General features: G+C 72.4%; 12 protein-coding genes and 1 pseudogene. 7 read left to right on the top strand and 6 right to left on the bottom strand.

Translation table 11 applies throughout. The annotated features are described in order from the left end of the window. Positions 1 to 23: 23 nt before the first annotated feature. Together mgrA and O4U47_RS03485 are read right to left on the bottom strand one after the other, a co-directional pair. A complete protein-coding gene (gene mgrA, locus O4U47_RS03480) occupies positions 24 to 1,106 on the bottom strand; it encodes an L-glyceraldehyde 3-phosphate reductase (RefSeq protein ID WP_270676053.1) in 1,083 nt (360 codons plus the stop codon). Positions 1,107 to 1,247: 141 nt separating this feature from the next. Next, positions 1,248 to 3,332, bottom strand: coding sequence for a PhoX family protein (locus tag O4U47_RS03485; RefSeq protein ID WP_270676054.1), 2,085 nt, complete (start codon positions 3,330 to 3,332; stop codon positions 1,248 to 1,250). 572 nt (positions 3,333 to 3,904) lie between these two features. Between O4U47_RS03485 and O4U47_RS03490 the strand changes: the two are divergent. Continuing rightward, a pseudogene (locus O4U47_RS03490) lies at positions 3,905 to 4,390 on the top strand (ATP-binding protein); the annotation flags it as partial. 202 nt (positions 4,391 to 4,592) lie between these two features. Here the strand turns inward: O4U47_RS03490 and O4U47_RS03495 are convergent. The 3 genes from O4U47_RS03495 to cmtR form a co-directional block, all read right to left on the bottom strand. Next, positions 4,593 to 4,769 carry a hypothetical protein gene (locus tag O4U47_RS03495; protein ID WP_270676055.1) on the bottom strand — a complete coding sequence of 59 codons (177 nt, stop codon included), beginning with the start codon at positions 4,767 to 4,769 and terminating at the stop codon, positions 4,593 to 4,595. Positions 4,770 to 4,981: 212 nt separating this feature from the next. Next, a complete protein-coding gene (locus O4U47_RS03500; RefSeq protein WP_270676056.1) occupies positions 4,982 to 8,239 on the bottom strand; it encodes an efflux RND transporter permease subunit in 3,258 nt (1,085 codons plus the stop codon). Between the two features lie 419 nt (positions 8,240 to 8,658). Beyond that, positions 8,659 to 9,006: a Cd(II)/Pb(II)-sensing metalloregulatory transcriptional regulator CmtR gene (gene cmtR, locus O4U47_RS03505; RefSeq protein WP_270676057.1), complete on the bottom strand. Its 348-nt coding sequence runs from the start codon at positions 9,004 to 9,006 to the stop codon at positions 8,659 to 8,661. Between the two features lie 96 nt (positions 9,007 to 9,102). Here cmtR and O4U47_RS03510 point away from each other — a divergent pair, with 96 nt between their 5' ends. The 6 genes from O4U47_RS03510 to O4U47_RS03535 all read left to right on the top strand — a co-directional run bounded on the left by O4U47_RS03510 (position 9,103) and on the right by O4U47_RS03535 (position 15,627). Beyond that, a complete protein-coding gene (locus tag O4U47_RS03510) occupies positions 9,103 to 10,020 on the top strand; it encodes a cation diffusion facilitator family transporter (protein WP_270676058.1) in 918 nt (305 codons plus the stop codon). Between the two features lie 470 nt (positions 10,021 to 10,490). Further along, complete coding sequence (gene nhaA, locus O4U47_RS03515; RefSeq protein ID WP_270676059.1) at positions 10,491 to 11,759, top strand: Na+/H+ antiporter NhaA; 1,269 nt, start codon at positions 10,491 to 10,493, stop codon at positions 11,757 to 11,759. Positions 11,760 to 11,900: 141 nt separating this feature from the next. Continuing rightward, a complete protein-coding gene (locus O4U47_RS03520; RefSeq protein ID WP_270676060.1) occupies positions 11,901 to 13,301 on the top strand; it encodes a TrkH family potassium uptake protein in 1,401 nt (466 codons plus the stop codon). 20 nt (positions 13,302 to 13,321) lie between these two features. After that, positions 13,322 to 13,990, top strand: a complete 669-nt coding sequence (locus tag O4U47_RS03525; protein ID WP_017622458.1) for a potassium channel family protein — start codon at positions 13,322 to 13,324, stop codon at positions 13,988 to 13,990. A gap of 85 nt (positions 13,991 to 14,075) precedes the next feature. Next, positions 14,076 to 15,122 carry a metal ABC transporter substrate-binding protein gene (locus tag O4U47_RS03530; RefSeq protein ID WP_270676061.1) on the top strand — a complete coding sequence of 349 codons (1,047 nt, stop codon included), beginning with the start codon at positions 14,076 to 14,078 and terminating at the stop codon, positions 15,120 to 15,122. Between the two features lie 271 nt (positions 15,123 to 15,393). After that, on the top strand, positions 15,394 to 15,627 hold the full coding sequence (locus tag O4U47_RS03535) for a DUF397 domain-containing protein (RefSeq protein WP_270676062.1): 234 nt from the start codon (positions 15,394 to 15,396) through the stop codon (positions 15,625 to 15,627). A gap of 247 nt (positions 15,628 to 15,874) precedes the next feature. On the opposite strand, the gene O4U47_RS03540 is transcribed toward O4U47_RS03535, so the two are convergent. Then, positions 15,875 to 16,744 (bottom strand): helix-turn-helix domain-containing protein, encoded by an 870-nt coding sequence (locus O4U47_RS03540; RefSeq protein ID WP_270676063.1) that lies wholly within the window; start codon positions 16,742 to 16,744, stop codon positions 15,875 to 15,877. Between the last annotated feature and the right edge of the window lie 148 nt (positions 16,745 to 16,892).

Genomic DNA, 16,892 nt, shown 5'->3' on the forward strand with positions numbered 1-16,892 from the left:
TTTCCCGAGATCAACGCGGGGGGTCAGCCGTCGCTGGAGCGCTTCCAGATGTTGACGCCCAGCTCCTTGGCGTGGGCATCGATCGCCGCCAGCTCGTCGGCGGTCAGCTCGGGGCCGCGCACCGCCTCCAGGCTGTCCTCCAGCTGTCCGACGCTGCTCGCGCCGATCAGCACCGAGGTGACGCGGGAGTCCCGCATCGCCCACTGCAGGGCGAGCTGGGCCAGCGTCTGCCCGCGGTCGGCGGCGATGCCGTTGAGGGCGCGGACCGTGGCCAGACTGTCGTCGTTGAGCCACTCGGGGCGGAAGGACTTCTTGCCGGACGCCGCCCGCGAGTCCTCGGGGACGCCGTCCAGGTACTTGCCGGTGAGCATGCCCTGGGCCAGCGGGGAGAAGGCGATGCAGCCCATGCCCTCGGCCTCCAGGGTGTCCAGCAGCCCGGTCTCCTCGATCCACCGGTTCACCATCGAGTAGGAGGGCTGGTGGATGAGCAGCGGGGTGCCCAGCCGCCGCATGATCGCGGCCGCCTCGGCCGTGCGCTCCGGGGAGTAGGAGGAGATCCCCGCGTAGAGCGCCTTGCCCGAGCGCACGGCGGTGTCCAGGGCGCCCATCGTCTCTTCCAGCGGGGTGTCGGGGTCGAACCGGTGACTGTAGAAGATGTCGACGTGGTCCAGGCCCATCCGGGCCAGCGACTGGTCCAGGCTGGCCAGCAGGTACTTGCGCGAACCCCCGCCGCTGCCGTAGGGGCCGGGCCACATCTCGTACCCCGCCTTGGTGGAGACGACCAGCTCGTCCCGGTAGGCGCGGAAGTCCTCGCGCAGGACGCGGCCGAAGTTCAGCTCGGCCGAACCGGGCGGCGGGCCGTAGTTGTTGGCCAGGTCGAAGTGGGTGACGCCGAGGTCGAAGGCCCGGCGCAGCACCGCCCGCTGGTCGGCCAGGGCCCGGTCGTCGCCGAAGTTGTGCCACAGCCCCAGCGAGACGGCGGGGAGGTCGAGGCCGCTGCGCCCGGTGCGCCGGTAGGGCATGCGCCCGTCGTAGCGCTCGGGGTCGGCGCGGTGGACCCCCGCGCTCGGCACGTCCAACCGCGGAATGTCTGCTTCTCGCACCATGGGTCCCATCATTCCATCTCGGAACAGTGGGACGTGCACCGATGGGCGGAGAGTGGGCCCCTGAGGTCCGGGGGCCCACCGCACAGGGCCGGCCGGGGGGGGCCCCCGGGGGCCGCCCCGGCCATGGGTCCGGCTACCGGCTCAGCTGCCGATGTCCTTGCCCCTGGAGTGCCAGATGGACACCACCGAGGGGCGCGGGAAGTCCCCGTAGGGCCAGGTGCTCTGCGGGTCCTCGGCGGTGCCGCCGTCACCGGGGTGCTGCGGCGCGATGAACACCGTCTTCTGGTCCTCGGTGATGAGCGGGCCGCAGCACTCGGCGCCGACGGGCACGGTGGCGAAGGTCTTCAGCTCGCCCTTGTACTTGCCGTGCATCGGGACCGCGTGCAGGGCGTCGTTGATCTCCAGCTTGCCCTGGCCGTCGGTGGAGATCCACAGGTTGCCGTGCTCGTCGAAGGTGAGGTTGTCCGGCGACGAGATCGACGCCACCTTCGACTTGTCGAACCCGGCGAAGTAGGTGCTCTCGTCGTCGGGGTCGCCGCAGACGATGGGCACGTCCCAGGTGAACTCGGTGGCCCCGGAGTCGTTCCCGGCCTCGGTGATCTCCAGGATGTGGCCGTGCTTGTTGGGCCCGCGCGGGTTGGGCTCGTCCGCCTGGCCGGGCTCGCGCGCGCTGTTGTTGGTCAGCGCGCAGTAGACCTTGCCGGTGACCGGGTTGGGCTCGAAGTCCTCAGGGCGGTCCATCTTGGTGGCGCCCGCCTTGTCCGCGGCGATGCGGGTGTAGACCAGCACCTCGGCCACGCTCATGCCCTCGACGAAGCTCTCGGTGTCGGTGCACAGGGCCATCCACTCCCCGACGCCGTCGAAGGCGCCGTCGGAGGGCAGCTCGCCGGAGCCGTCGAACTCCTCGGCCGGGCTGTTCCCGCTCAGCTTGGCGACGTAGAGCGTCCCGGAGTCGAGCAGGGTGGCGTTGTGCCGGGCCGACCCCCACCGGACCCGCTTGGTGCTGACGAACTTGTACATGTAGTCGAAGCGCTCGTCGTCGCCCATGTAGACCGCCACGCGCCCGTCCTCGGTGATGCGCGGGTTGGCGGCCTCGTGCTTGAAGCGGCCCAGCATGGTGCGCTTGCGCGGCTTGGCGTCGGGGTCGGTCGGGTCGATCTCGACGACCCAGCCGAAGCGGTTGGCCTCGTTGGGGTTCTTGGACAGGTCGAACCGCTCGTCGACGCGGTTCCAGCGGCGCCCCTCCTCACCGCCGCGCATCCCGTAGCGGGCCAGCTTCTCCCGGACGTCTTCGGGGGCGCTGTCGGCGTTGACGAAGTACTGGTTGAAGTTCTCCTCGCCGGAGAGGAAGGTGCCCCACGGGGTCGTGCCGCCCGAGCAGTTGTTCAGCATGCCGAGCACCTCGGTGCCCGAGGGGTCGGCCTCGGTGCGCAGCAGCTCGTCGCCGGCGGCCGGGCCGGTCAGCTCGAAGGGCGTGGTCCCGGTGATGCGCCGGTTGAACCGCCGCTCGCCTCCGGCGACCTTCCACCGCCCGGAGCGGCCCACCCGCTCGATCTCCACGACCGAGCCGCCGTGCGCCTCGATGGCGGTGCGCATCTGCTCTTCGGTGGCGGTGTCGTCGGAGTACCCGCGGAACATCAGGTTCTCGTTGGTGTACTCGTGGTTGACGTACAGCAGCGCGCGCTTCGGCCGGTGCCCGCGGCCCCTCCCCTTGCCGTGGCCGTACCCGTGGCCGTGGCCGCGGTCGAGCGGGAGGAACCCGACGTAGTCGCAGTTGTAGCCGAACTGTTTGGCCTGGGCCTCGGGGGTCTGGTTGTCGAAGTCGAACTCGGGCGCGTCCGGCAGCACGGGGTCGCCCCAGCTGATGACGACCTCCTGCTCGTAGCCCTCGGGCACCTCGACGGCGTCCGAGTGGCCCGGGGGCAGGCCCTCGAACCGCAGGCGCGGGTTGCCCCAGCCCTTGCCCGGCTTGGCCGAGGCCGGCGCGGCCAGCCCGCCGAGGGCGGCGAATCCGGCGGTCGCCCCGGCGCCCACGGCCCCGGCGCGCAGGGCGTTGCGGCGCGAGACCATGGCGCTGAAGATGTCGCCGAAATAGGGGTTGGCGCTGGTGTTGGGGGCCTCGTGGAAGCAGGCGTCACCGCACCGGAGGCGGCAGGTGGCCCTGGATCTCCCGCCGCCCGCCTGGCCGATGATCGGCAGCGAGCGTCGGGGCGCGGAATCGGGCACGGAACTCCTCCTGGAGGTCAACGGGGTGATGCGTGCGGGCCCCGTCGGCCGTGCGAGCCGTGGCCGGCGGCGCCCGGACCGTACCGACACTGGCGAAGGCGCCGCTCGCGGCGGTGAAGACGCGGTGAATGCACCGCCAACACGCCGGCACGCATTGCCCTCCCCATGTGTCCGGGCCCACATCTGAGACGCACCGTAGCCGAAACACCTCTCGGAGTGGAGACCCCTTCACCGGCTCGTCGTCCGGCCTCTGCCCTGAGGTCGCCCCGAGTCCACTGGTGTGCCGCATCCCTTGCCGCACAGGGGTTCTGTGCCCCGCACCACCCCCCGTGCGACTCACCGGACGTCAGCGGGCGTATCCTGTCCGTTGGATTCGTCTCCCCTGACCGCGGTCGGCGCTCCCCTTCCGGTGCCGTCCGCCCGACACGTCCACACCGTCCCCCAGACGAGCGGTCCTCGGCCGATTCCTCCAGCGCCGTGACCCGCGCGGGCATCGGACGCCGCCCGGCGAGGACCCGCTCGGACGCGCCCCGCGCCCGGGCACGATCCATCCGTCCATCGATCGTCCGGCGATGACCATGACAGAGCACCCCGCAGAGCCCGACGCCCCGGGGCCTCCGGCCCGCCGCCGGTTCCCGGGCCTGGCCCACCAGATCAAGCACGCGCGCCGCTTCGTGGAACGGGCGCTGGCGCACAGCCCCGAGGCCGCCACCGCGACCCTGCTCACCAGCGAGCTGGCCACCAACGCCATCACCCACAGCGCCTCGGGCACCTCCGGCGGCAAGTTCGAGGTCACCGTGCGCACCGCCCCGGGGTGGACCCGGGTGGAGGTGCGCGACCTGGGCAGCCCCGAGCACCCGCAGGCCCAGCACCGCGACCCCTACGACACCGCCGAGCACGGGCGGGGCCTGGACCTGGTGGACGCGCTGGCCGCCAAGTGGGGGACCGAGCACCGCTCCGGCGGGCTGGGCCGGACCGTCTGGTACGAGCTGGTCTGGGAGGTGGCCGACGAGACCGCCCCGGACTCCGAACCGCTCGGCGAGGCGACCGGGGAGGACACCGAGGCCCCCCTCGCCGAAGAGGACCCGGGGGACGCCGGGGAGGCGCCCGGCCCCGCGCTCGGCGCCGGCCCCGAGGCCGCCCGCCGCACCGCCTGAGGGCGCCGCACCCCCGGACACGACGAAGGGCCTCCCCCGCGGGGGAGACCCCGTCCCTCGGTGTGTCGCTGTGGTCGGTTGTGGCTGGGCCCGGGCCCGAGCACTACTCGCTCCCTTCGGTCCCGTCGGTCTGCGCGTCCTGCTCGCCCGCGTCGGCGCCGAACACCTTGGCGCGGTACTTCTCGTAGAGTTCGCGGGCGTAGTCCTTGGCCTCCTGTGACGGTTCCTCCCCCAGCTCCTGGCGGACGAGGTCGTCGAGGTCCCTGTCCCTGCTATCCATAAGGGGCAGCTTGCCTGCAATAACAGCGGATCGCACAACGGCGCGGCGGTGTCGGTCGGCACCGCCGCGGGGGCGGCGGGCCAGGTCGGGGGCGTCCGGGGGCGGCGCCCCAGCGCACAGACGCGCGGGGGCGGAGTACTCCGCCCGCCGCCCCCGCACCGGAATCCGGCTCCCCGCCCGCGGGGATTCCGGTCCGGCCGGGCCGGACCGGGTCAGTCGGCCTCTGGGCCCTCGCCCGCGGCCGCGGCGGCCCCGGCGCGCTCACGCTCCCGCTCGGCGCGGACCTGGTCCAGCGCGGCCTCGCGCTTGGCGGCCCGGCGCCTGGCGCGGCGCTCCTTGCGGCCCTCGGCCATGGTGTACAGCACCGGCACGAGCACCAGGGTGAGCAGCGTCGAGGTGAACAGGCCGCCGATGACCACCAGCGCCAGCGGCTGGGAGATGAACGCCCCGCCGCCGGTGATGCCCAGCGCCATCGGGGTGAGCGCCCCCATGGTGGCCAGCGCCGTCATCAGGATCGGGCGCAGCCGGTGCCGGGAGCCCTCCACGACCGCCTCGCGCAGCTCCATGCCCTGGGCCCGGTACTGGTTGATCAGGTCGATGAGCACGATGGCGTTGGTGACCACGACGCCGATCAGCATCAGCAGGCCGATCATGGCGGGCAGCCCCAGCGGCTGGCCGGTGAGCATCAGCAGGCCCAGCGACCCGGTGGCGGCGAAGGGGATCGACACCAGCAGGATGAAGGGCTGCATGAGGCTCTTGAAGGTGGCGACCATGATCAGGTAGACGATCACCACCGCGGCCAGCATGGCGATGCCGAGCTGGGCGAAGGCCTCGGTCTGGTCGGAGCTGACGCCGCCGATCTCGGCCGAGGCGCCCTCGGGCAGGTCCAGCCCGTCCAGCGCCTGCGCCAGCTCGGTGCTGACCCGCCCCAGGTCGTCGGCGGTCGGCGAGGCCGACACCGTGGCGCTGGTGACGCCGTCGGCGCGGTTGAGCTCGGGCGCCTGCACGACCTCCTCGACGTCGGCGACGTCCTTGAGCTCGACCGTGCCCCCGGCGGGCGCGGCCAGCTCCAGCTCCTCCAGGTCCGCCACCGACTCGGGGGCGGCCCGGACGTGCACGACCACGTCGTGGCGGCGCTCGTCGATGGTGGCGCTGCCGACGGTCTCGCCCCGGAAGGCCTGGGAGACGGCCTGGCCGACCTGGGCCTCGCTCAGCCCCTCCTCGGCCGCCTCCTCCCGGTCGACGCTCACCTCGAGCATGGGCAGCGCCGCGGAGATGCTGTTCTCCACGTCGGCGGCGCCGTCGATGCCGCGCACCGCCTCCTCGACCTCGTCGGCCGCCTCCGTCAGCGTCTCCGGGTCGTCCGCGGTGACCTCGACCTCCAGCGCCGAGCCCATCCCGCCGGAGTCGGCCAGGACGACCTCGTGCTCGGTGTCGGCGTCGGCGAAGGCCTGGCGCAGCTTCTCCTTGTAGGCCGCCTGGTCGCCCTCGGGGTCGGTGGTGATGGTGAAGCTGGTGGACCCGGCACCGCCGCCGCCCGCCATGGCGGCCATCGGATCCCCGCCGCCGCCGACGGAGGCCTGGTAGGAGTCGACCCAGGCGAGCCCCTCCAGCTCCTTTTCGACCTTCTGGGCCTCGGCGTCGGCCTCGGCGACCGAGGTGCCGGGCGGCAGCTCCTGCGTGGCCTGGTAGGTGTTCTGCCCCTCGTCGCCCAGGAAGTTGGTCTTCAGGGCGGGGCTGAAGGCCAGCGCGAAGGTGCCGATCAGCAGCGCGACGCAGGCGGTCAGGGAGAGCACCCGGTGGCGGGTGGTCCACCGGATGACCGGCAGGTAGGCGCGCTGCAGCGGGGAGCGCAGCTCCTTGGCGCGCTCCTCGGCCATGATCCGCTCGGCCTCCTCCGGCGGGACCGGGCGCGGCCGCATGAACCAGTAGGCCAGCACCGGGATGATGGTCAGCGCCACCAGCAGGGAGGCGGCCAGCGCGATGCTGACGGTGACCGCGAAGGGCCGGAACAGCTCGCCGACCATGCCGCCGACGAAGCCGATCGGCAGGAACACGGCGATGGTGGTCAGGGTGGAGGAGGTGATCGCGGTGGCGACCTCGCGGGTGCCGGTGGCGACCGCCTCCATCTTCTCCTTGCCGTAGCCCAGGTGGCGGCGGATGTTCTCCAGCACCACGATGGAGTCGTCGACCACGCGGCCGATGGAGACGGTGATGGCGCCCAGGGTGAGGATGTTCAGGCTGTAGCCGAAGATCTCCATGCCGATCATCGACACCAGCAGCGAGACCGGGATGGACACCGCCGCCACCAGCGTCGAGCGCACCGACAGCAGGAACGCCAGGATGATGGCGATCGCGAAGGCCAGGCCGAGCACGCCCTCCTCGAACATCGCCACGATGGACTCGTCGATGTAGGGCGCCTGGTCGAAGACGACGCTGACCTCGGCGTCGCCGCCCAGGGCCTGCTCGATGCCGTCCATGCGGTCCTGGACCGCCTCGGAGATCTCGACGGTGTTGCCCTCGGGGGTCTTCAGCACCATCAGGCCCAGGCTGGGCTTGCCGTCGGTGCGGGTGATGGAGCCGTTGTCCTCGGTCTCCATCTCCACGTCGGCGACCTCGCCCAGGCGCACCGGCTCGGGCGCGGCCTGCTGGGCCCCGGCGGCCCCGCCCGCTCCCGCGGCGCCGGCGGCGCCCGCCTGGCCCGCGGCGGCCCCGCCGCCTCCGGCTCCGGGCACCACCTGGACGTCCTCGATGTCCTCCAGGGACTCCAGGCGCGACCCGGTGGTGACGGTCAGGGTGCGGTCGTCCTCGGTGATGTCGCCGCCGGGCGAGAGCACGCCGCTGGACTGCAGGGCGGCGGTGACGTCGGCCTCGCTGAGCCCGGCGTCCTCCAGCTCGTCCTCGTCCGGGGTGACCGCCACCGAGGACTCCTTGACGCCGGTCACCATCGCGCCGCGCACGCCGTCGATGGACTCGATGTCGGGGACGACGGTCTCCTGGAGCGGCTCGGCCAGCGCCTGGGCGTCGTCGTCGCCCGCGCCGACCGCGAGCATGACCACGGGCATGTCGTCCAGGCCGAAGGACTGCACGCTGGGCTCCACGTCGTCGGGCAGCTGCCCCTCGACCTGGTCGACGGCGCGCTGGACGTCGCGCACCACGTCATCGGTGCTGTCGCCGTAGTCGAACTCGGCGACCACCTGCGCGCTTCCGTTGGAGGAGGTGGAGTTGTAGGAGGAGACGCCGGACACGCCCTTGACCGCCTGCTCCAGCGGCAGCGTGACCTCGTTCTCCACCACCTCGGGCGAGGCGCCCTGGTACTGGGCGCCGACCATCACCATGGGCAGGTCCATGGAGGGCATCAGCTCGCGCTTGGCCGAGCCGGCGGCGAGCACGCCGAAGACCACGGCCGACAGCGTCACCAGCAGGATCAGCGCCCGGTTGCCCAGGGACGTCGTGACCAGTCGGTTCATCGCGCGCCTCCGCTCAGGGGCGCGCCCGAGGACGGGCGGCCGGTCGCGGGGTCGCCAAGGGCGTTCTCGGCAAATGAGGACATGAGAGTCGGTGCTCCTCGACGGAAGTTCTGATCGTGCGGTCGCCGCCGCGCCGGACCGCGCGCCTGTGCGCGGTGCCGCGCCGGGCGGTTGGGTCTCACCCGCGGGCGGGAACGGGGCCGCAGGGTGTGCCGGGCACGCGAAACACACGATACTTCGCGTCTCGGGGCAGGATGGGCCGGGGCGGGCCGGATTCAGGGGTCTCTCAGGGGCGTGTCAGCCCCGTGTCAGGGACGGCGTTACCGGCCCGTGTCCAGGGCCGGACACGGGCGGTCCGGATGCGGCCTCCGGGGAACTCCGCTCGGACGGGCCGGGGACGCGGGCGGAGGGGCGGAGGGTCAGCCCGCGGGCACGGGGGTGCTCTCCCCCGGCGGGGTGTGCTCTTCGGCCACGCCCCAGACCACGTCCAGCAGGTCCTCCAGGGCGTGCACGAGGGAGGCGTCGACCAGCTCGTAGAAGACCTGGCGGCCCTGCTGGCGGCCCTGCACCAGGCCGCATTCCCGCAGGCAGGCGAGGTGGTTCGAGACGTTCTGCCGGGTAAGACCCAGCGTGTCGGCGAGCCCGGCGGGGTGGCTGGGCCCCTCCAGCAGGGCGAGCAGCAGGCGGCAGCGCGTCGGGTCGGCCAGGGCGCGGCCGAGGCGGTGGATCGCGGAGAGGCGCTGCTCGGAGGTCAACATGAAAACCATTTTACAGTATTTGCTGTATAGACAGCCGACACTGTATAAACAGTGACGGCTGAACTGTACGGCGGCGCACCGCCGCCCGCACCGTCAGGAGGCGCCATGGGAGTCGGCCACGGACACGGCCACGGGCACGCCACCGCCGGGGGCGCCCACCGCGGCCGCCTCGCCCTGGTCCTGGGGCTGATGCTCACCGTCGCGGTCGTCCAGGTGGTCGGCTCCGCGCTGTCGGGCAGCCTGGCGCTGCTCGCCGACGCCGGGCACACCGTCACCGACTCGGCCGGGGTGATGCTGGCGCTGTTCGCGGTGTGGATCGCCGCACGGCCGCCGGACGCCCGCCGCACCTTCGGGCTGCAGCGGGCCGAGGTGCTGGCCGCCGCGATCAACGCGGTACTGCTCTTCGTGCTGTGCGCCTTCATCGTCTACGAGGCCATCGAGCGCGTCTCCGAGCCGCGCGACGTCGCCGGGCCCGGGGTGGTCGCCGTGGCCGCGTTCGGGCTGGTGATGAACATCGTCGCGCTGCTGGTGCTGCGCTCGGGGCAGCAGGAGAGCCTGAACGTGCGCGGCGCCTACCTGGAGGTCATGGGCGACGCCATGGCCTCGGTCGGCGTCATCGTCGGCGGCGTGGTCATCTGGGTCACCGGCTGGTCGGCGGTGGACACCGCCGTCTCCCTCATCATCGCCGCCGTCATCGTGCCGCGCGCCTGGTCGCTGCTGCGCGAGTCGGTGCACGTGCTGCTGGAGGCGGTGCCCCGCGGCGTGGACCTGGAGGAGGTCCGCACGCACATGCTGCGCCAGCCCGGCGTGATCGACGTGCACGACCTGCACGCCTGGACCATCACCTCGGGCGTGCCGGTGCTCTCGGCCCACGTCGTGGTCGCCGACGACCACCTGGCCGACGCCGGGCGCATGCTGGACGAGCTGCACGCCTGCCTGGACGGCCACTTCGACGTGGAGCACTCCACGCTCCAGCTCGAACCCGCCGGGCACGCCGAGCACGAGGGCGCCCGGCACCGCTAGGGCGCGGTCCGCCGTCGCCGCTCCAGGGCCCGGCAGCGGCCCCGGAGAAGGAGGCCGAGGCGGCGGTTCCACCACCCGATCGCCCCTGAGACGACCGGTCCACCGCCCTGGGCAGCCGATCCGGTGTGCAGGCGCCCGGCATGTGCCGCCCGTTCGGTCCCCCGTCGGCCTCGCGGAGAACGGCCCCCCGTGATCGACGGCACCGGGCGCGACACTCCCGGGCCCGCCTCCCCCCGACCTGGTGGTCCGATCCGGGCCGCCCCGTGAGTATCCTCGACGGGGTCGGGTCGACGGCGCCCCGTCCACGACAGGCCCGAGCGGCCCGGCGCATCCGCGCGGCGCGCCGCGCGGAGTCCCGGGGGCGCGGCCGCTCGCCCGCGGCCGCGAGACCCCCCGCACGGCCGGTTCCGGGACGACGTCGGCACACGCCGCAGCAGGAAAGCCGAGCCGGTTCGGGGGGAGCGCGAGACATGGCCTCACAACGCCGCGGCCTCAAAGGGGTCGCCGACCTTCTACGCGAGGACGTGGTCGCGGGGTTCCTGCTGATCTTCGGCGCGGCGGCGGCGCTGATCTGGGCCAACTCCCCCGCCGGGGGCTCCTACGAGGCCATCCGCACCTTCGCCTTCGGCCCCTCCGGGCTGCACCTGGACCTGTCGGTGGAGGCCTGGGCCTCCGACGCCCTGCTGGCGGTCTTCTTCTTCATCGTCGGGAACGAGCTCAAGCAGGAGTTCGTCCACGGTGAACTGCGCAACCCGCGCCGCGCGATGCTGCCCATCGTGGCCGCGGTGTGCGGCATGGCCGTGCCCGCGCTCATCTACACCGGCGTCAACCTGGGCCGCCCCGAGGCCCTGGGCGGCTGGGGCATCCCGATGGCCACCGACATCGCCTTCGCGGTGGCGGTGCTCGCCGTGATCGGGCGCTACCTGCCCCCGGCGCTGCGCACCTTCCTGCTCACCCTGGCGATCGTCGACGACCTCGGCGCGATCATCGTCATCGCGGTCTTCTACACCGACCACGTCTCCTTCCTCCCGCTCATGGGCGCCATCGCGCTGCTGGCCCTCTTCGGCTACCTGCAGCGCGGAAAGGGCCTCGCGGCCCGCCTCGACGCCTCGCGGCTGCCCAACTGGGCCGTGTACGTGCCGCTGGCCGCGGCCATCTGGGTGCTGGTGCACGCCAGCGGCGTGCACGCCACCATCGCCGGGGTGGCGATGGGCATGCTGATGCGCACGGTGGCGCGCTCCGGGGAGTTCGAGGCGCCCTCGCACCGCGCCGAGCACCTGCTGCGGCCCTGGGCCCACGGGCTGGTGCTGCCGGTCTTCGCGCTGATGTCGGCCGGGGTGGTCTTCACCGGGTTCGGCACCATCTTCACCGACACCGCGGCGGTGGGCGTCATCCTGGGCCTGGTCGCCGGGAAGCTGATCGGCATCCTCGGCGGCTCCTGGGTGACCACCAAGCTCACCTCGGCCGAGCTGAACCCGTCCCTGAGCTGGATCGACATCGCCGGGATGGCGATGCTCGCCGGGATCGGCTTCACCGTCTCCCTGCTCATCACCGAGCTGTCCTTCCCCGGCGACGCGCACATGATGGAGGACGCGAAGTCCGGCGTGCTGATCGCCTCCCTCATCGCCACCGTGCTCGCCACCTGCGTGCTGGCCGTCCGCAGCGCCCACTACCGGCGCCTGGGGGCGCGGACCGCCGATCCCGGCGGCGGGGGCGAGACGGCCCGCTCCGCGGAGTGATTCGGAGGAGCGCTCCTCCGACACGCCCCCGCCACGGACCCGATTCCTCCCGGAACGCGGTTTCATAGGACACTGACGGCCGGAACGTAACCGGGCTCCGAGGCGGGCCGGGAAGCAGGCCACCAGGACACGGAGCGAGCGATGCGACGGAGAACGGCCGCCTCGGGGTTCGACGACGAGTCGCAGCCCCGGAGCAGGCGCGACGACCCCTTGCGCAGCCTGTGGAAGCGGCCCGCGAGCATCTTCGTGCTCTGCTTCGTGGCGGTGGACCTGGTCGGCGCGGGCCTGCTCATGCTCCCCGCCGCCCACGCCCGGGGCGAGGACCTCACGTTCGTCGACGCGCTGTTCACCTCCACCACCGCCCTGGCCGTGTGCGGCCTGAGCGTCATCGACCTGGGCGCCGAGCTCTCCCTCTTCGGCCAGGTCGTCGTCGCCGTCCTCATCCAGGTCGGCGGGATCGGCATCATGACCCTGGCCTCGGTGCTGGGCGTGGTGGTGATCCACCGCTTCGGCCTGCGCATGCAGCTCAGCGTGCAGGCCGAGACGCGGGCCCTGCAGGTGGGGGACCTGCGCGGGGTCGTGAGCCGGGTGGTGGTGGTCAGCCTGGTGTGCGAGGCCGCCGTGGCCGCCGTCCTGGTGCCCCGCTTCTGGCTGGAGCACGGCATGGAGCCGCACTCGGCGCTGTACCGGGGCGTGTTCCACGCGGTGTCGGCCTTCAACAACGCCGGCCTGTCCCTGTACTCCGACAGCCTCACCCGCTTCGCCGCCGACCCGCTGGTGGTGCTGCCCGCCGCGCTGGCCACCATCCTGGGCGGGCTGGGCTTCCCGGTCCTGCTGGAACTCCGCCGCCACCTGGGGCGGCCGCGGCGGTGGACCCTGCACACCAAGCTGACCGTGGTCACCACGGCGCTGCTGTTCGTCGGCGGCGCGATCGCCGTCACCGCCCTGGAGTGGAACAACCCGGCGACCCTCGGGCCGATGAGCTGGTGGCAGCGGGTGCTCGACGGCACCTTCCACGGGATCATGCCGCGCAGCGGCGGGTTCAACGTGGTCGACGTGGGCGCGATGAACCAGTCCACCCTGATGGTGGTCATGATGCTGATGTTCGTCGGCGGGGGCAGCGCCGGGACCGCCGGCGGGATCAAGGTGGCCACGCTGGCGGTGATCTTCCTCGTGGTGTGGGCGGAGATCCGCGGCAACCCGAGCGTGCACGTGTTCGGCCGCAAGCTCTCGCCCGGGGTCGTCCGGCAGTCGCTCAGCCTGCTCTTCCTGTCCATGACGGTGGTGGTGGTCTCCACGGTCGCCGTCGTGGCCGCCACCTCCTTCGCGCTCGTGCCGGTGCTGTTCGAGGTCATCTCGGCCTCCGGCGTGGTCGGCCTGTCCATGGGCATCACCGCCGAACTGCCCCCGGGCGCGCATATCCTGCTGGTCGTCCTGATGGTGGCCGGGAGGATCGGGCCGGTCACCTTCGCGGCGGCCCTGGCCCTGCGCGAGCGGACCAAACGCTACGACCTGCCCGAGTCGCGCCCCATCATCGGTTAGTCGAACAAGGAGAAACGCCAGTGCCGCGCAGCAAGACCAACGACAAGCGCGTCCTCGTGATCGGGCTGGGCCGGTTCGGCAGCTCCCTGGCCCTGGAGCTGGTGGCGCACAACTGGGAGGTCCTCGGCATGGACTCCAGCCCCCGGCTGGTCCAGGCCTACGCCGAGTCGCTGACCCACACCGTGGTCGCCGACGCCACCGACGAGGAGGCCCTGCGCCAGATCGGCGCCCAGGAGTTCACCCGTGCGGTGGTGGCCATCGGCACCCACCTGGAGGAGAGCATCCTGGCCGCCTCGCTGCTGGTGGACATGGGGGTGCCGCACATCTGGGCCAAGGCGGTCAGCCGCCGCCACGGGCGCATCCTGCAGCAGGTGGGCGTGCACCACGTGGTGCTGCCCGAGCACGACATGGGCGAGCGGGTGGCGCACCTGGTCTCCGGGCGGATGCTCGACTACGTCGAGATCGAGGAGGGGTTCGCCCTGGGCAAGACGCGGGCCCCGCGCGAGGTCATCGGCCGCCGCCTGGGCGACACCGGCATCCGCGCCAAGTACGGCATCACCGTGGTCAGCATCAAGCACCACGGGGAGCAGTTCACCTACGCCACCGAGAACACCGTGCCGCAGAAGGGCGATGTGATCGTGGTCGCAGGCAAGACCGACGACGTGGAGCGGTTCGCCGAGATCAACTGAGCCGCAGGGGATGCGCACCCGCCGTCCCGGGGACCAGGCGAATCGGAAAATTGACAACCATTTTCATTTTCCCGATCATCGTCCCATGAGAACCAGGATGACGGTCAAGGTGATGGCGGCCGGAGCGGCCGCCGCGGTCGCGCTCACCGGGTGCGGGGGCGCCGACGGGGGCTCCGGCGGGGGCGGGGGCGAAGGCGGCGCCGAGGTCACCGTCGTCACCGGGGTCTACCCGCTGCAGTGGCTGGCCGAGCAGGTCGGCGGGGACCGCACCGCGGTCACCAACCTCACCGAGCCCGGCATGGAGCCGCACGACCTGGAGCTGACCGGGCGGCAGACCGGCGAGGTCGCCGACGCCGACGTGGTCTTCTACGTGAACGGGCTGCAGCCGGCCGTGGACGACGCCGTGGCCGAGGTCGCCTCCGAGGGCACCGCGCTGGACGTGGCCGACCTGGTCGAGCTGCGCCCGAACGACCCCGGCGAGGAGGAGCACGCCGAGGAGGGCCACGAAGGCGGGCACGACCACGGCGATGAGCACGCCCACGAGGGCGGGGAGCACGGAGAGGAGGGCCACGAGGAGGAGCACGCCGAGGGCGACGGCCACGACCACGGCGAGCTGGACCCGCACATGTGGCTGGACACCGACCGGATGGCCGAGACCGCCGACGGGCTCGCCGACCGGCTGGCCGAGGCCGACCCGGACGGCGCGGACGCCTACCGGGCCAACGCCGAGAAGGTCCGCGGCGAGCTGGAGGAGATCGGCTCCGCCTACGACGAGGGGCTGGCCGAGTGCGACAGCCGGGAGCTGGTGGTCAACCACGCCGCCTTCGGCTACCTGGCCGACGCCCACGACCTGGAGCAGATCGGCATCTCGGGCCTGGACCCCGAGACCGAGCCCTCCCCCGCCCGCATCGCCGAGGTGGCCGACCTGGTCGAGGAGCACGACGTGAGCACCGTGTTCACCGAGACGCTGGTGAGCCCGGCGGTCGCGGAGACCATCGCGGACGAGGCGGGGGCCGAGACCGCGGTGCTCGACCCGATCGAGGGCATCACCGACGACTCCCCCGGCGACGACTACCCCTCGGTCATGCGCGCCAACCTGGAGACTCTGCGCAGCGGCCTCAGCTGCTCCTGACCCCCTCCGACCGGCCCCCGCGGCGCCGCGCGCCGCACAGCCGGGACCCCGCCGCACAGCCGGGACCCCGCCGTACGGCGGGGTCCCTTTTTGTTTTGTGCAATCCCGAAAGGAGGGATTGCACGTGCTTACAAGCCGCCTACATCCGGAGAAAGCACCCCACAGAGCGGATGCACGTGCGCTATCCTGATCAAAGTACGGTGCTAATGCACGTGCATCGACACTTGCACAGCACCGTGGCACACAAGGATGAAGGAGGGAACGCAGCATCATGAGCGCGTACAACGGCATCCCCGCCACCGAGCTGACGAGCGCCGCCTGGCAGAAGAGCCAGCGGAGCAACTCCCGCGGCTCCTGCGTGGAGATGGCCAAGCTCCCCGACGGCTCGATCGCGGTGCGCAACTCCCGGTTCCCGGGCGGGCCGGCCCTGGTCTACACCCAGGCCGAGATCGACGCCCTGATCCTGGGCGCCAAGGACGGCGACTTCGACAACTTCCTGAGCTGACACCCCATGCGACGATCCGCGGCCCGTCCCCGCCGGCCGCGGAGGGAGCTCCGGACGACCACAGCGGGGGACGGAGCTCTCGCTCCCCTCGGCCCCGCCCCGACGCACACCGGGGCGGGGCGTGATGCCGCTCGGACCCCCTGCCCCGGGTCCGAGCCCGCCGGATCTCCGTCGACCTCGCGAGGAACGGCGCTGAAACCGCGCGTGCAGCCCCGTTGCCCCCGCGATCAGCGCCGGAGGGCGCGGGCTAGAACTCGTCGACCATGTCCTTGAGGATCTCCTGCGTCTCGGTGGGAGGGCAGGCGATCACGCTGAGCTTCTCCATGGCCATGGTGTAGGCGTCGACCTCGGCCCGCTTGTCCAGGCAGAGCGAGCCGGTCAGGTGCTCGACGTAGACGATGTCGGACAGCTCGAAGTCGGGGTAGCGCAGGATGGAGAAGGACCCGGCCTCAGCCGCGTGCACGCCGGCGCTGAACGGGACGATCTGCAGCGTGATGTGCGGGTGGTCGCACAGCTCCACCAGCCGCTGCATCTGGCGGCGCATCAGCTCGGGGCCGCCGACAGGGCGCCGCACGGCGGCCTCGTCGAGGATGGCCCACAGCTTCACGTTGGGCTCGTCGAGCCGCCGCTGGCGCCGCATGCGCACCTTGACGCGGTCCTCGGTGGCCTGGTCGGGCAGGCCGACGCCGCCGTTGATCACCGAGCGGGCGTACTCCTCGGTCTGCAGCAGGCCGTGGATGAACTGGGCCTCGTAGACGCGGATGCGGCTGGCCGCCTCCTCCAGGCCGACGTAGACCTGGAACCAGTTGGGCAGCGCCTCACCGTACTGCTGCCACCAGCCGGGCTTGTTGGTGTCCCGGGCCATCTGGCCCATGGTGCGGATGAGGTCGCGGTCGGTGACGCCGTAGAGCAGGAGCAGGTCCTCCACGTCGCGGGCCTTGAACCCGACGCGGCCCAGCTCCATGCGGCTGATCTTGGACTCCGAGCCGCGGATGTGGTGGCCCGCCTCGCCGCGCGAGACACCGGCCTTCTCCCGGTACTTGCGCAGCTCCGATCCGAGCAGCATCCGGCGCACGGTCGGACCGGCGCCCTGCTTGATGCGCGCGATGCCGCTCATGACCGCTGCCTCCCCAGACGTGGCCGTCCGGCGCCGCCCTGTCCTCGGCCGCTCGGCGGCCGGGCGCCGTGGTCCTCACTCCTGCATCCCCCCACGATAGCGCCGACGCGGACGCGTGTTCGGTCGGCGGCGGGTGGAACCGCTCTCA

The sequence above is a fragment of the Nocardiopsis suaedae genome (assembly GCF_027706745.1).
GTDB lineage: Bacteria > Actinomycetota > Actinomycetes > Streptosporangiales > Streptosporangiaceae > Nocardiopsis_A > Nocardiopsis_A suaedae.

What these genes read in the sequence shown, in the direction of transcription:
- mgrA (WP_270676053.1), bottom strand. Translation starts at nt 1,106, where the DNA reads ATGGTGCGAGAAGCAGACATTCCGCGGTTGGACGTGCCGAGCGCGGGG.
- O4U47_RS03495 (WP_270676055.1), bottom strand. Translation starts at nt 4,769, where the DNA reads ATGGATAGCAGGGACAGGGACCTCGACGACCTCGTCCGCCAGGAGCTG.
- nhaA (WP_270676059.1), top strand. Translation starts at nt 10,491, where the DNA reads ATGGCCTCACAACGCCGCGGCCTCAAAGGGGTCGCCGACCTTCTACGC.
- O4U47_RS03530 (WP_270676061.1), top strand. Translation starts at nt 14,076, where the DNA reads ATGAGAACCAGGATGACGGTCAAGGTGATGGCGGCCGGAGCGGCCGCC.
- O4U47_RS03520 (WP_270676060.1), top strand. Translation starts at nt 11,901, where the DNA reads ATGCGACGGAGAACGGCCGCCTCGGGGTTCGACGACGAGTCGCAGCCC.
- cmtR (WP_270676057.1), bottom strand. Translation starts at nt 9,006, where the DNA reads ATGGTTTTCATGTTGACCTCCGAGCAGCGCCTCTCCGCGATCCACCGC.
- O4U47_RS03510 (WP_270676058.1), top strand. Translation starts at nt 9,103, where the DNA reads ATGGGAGTCGGCCACGGACACGGCCACGGGCACGCCACCGCCGGGGGC.
- O4U47_RS03540 (WP_270676063.1), bottom strand. Translation starts at nt 16,744, where the DNA reads ATGAGCGGCATCGCGCGCATCAAGCAGGGCGCCGGTCCGACCGTGCGC.
- O4U47_RS03500 (WP_270676056.1), bottom strand. Translation starts at nt 8,239, where the DNA reads ATGAACCGACTGGTCACGACGTCCCTGGGCAACCGGGCGCTGATCCTG.
- O4U47_RS03535 (WP_270676062.1), top strand. Translation starts at nt 15,394, where the DNA reads ATGAGCGCGTACAACGGCATCCCCGCCACCGAGCTGACGAGCGCCGCC.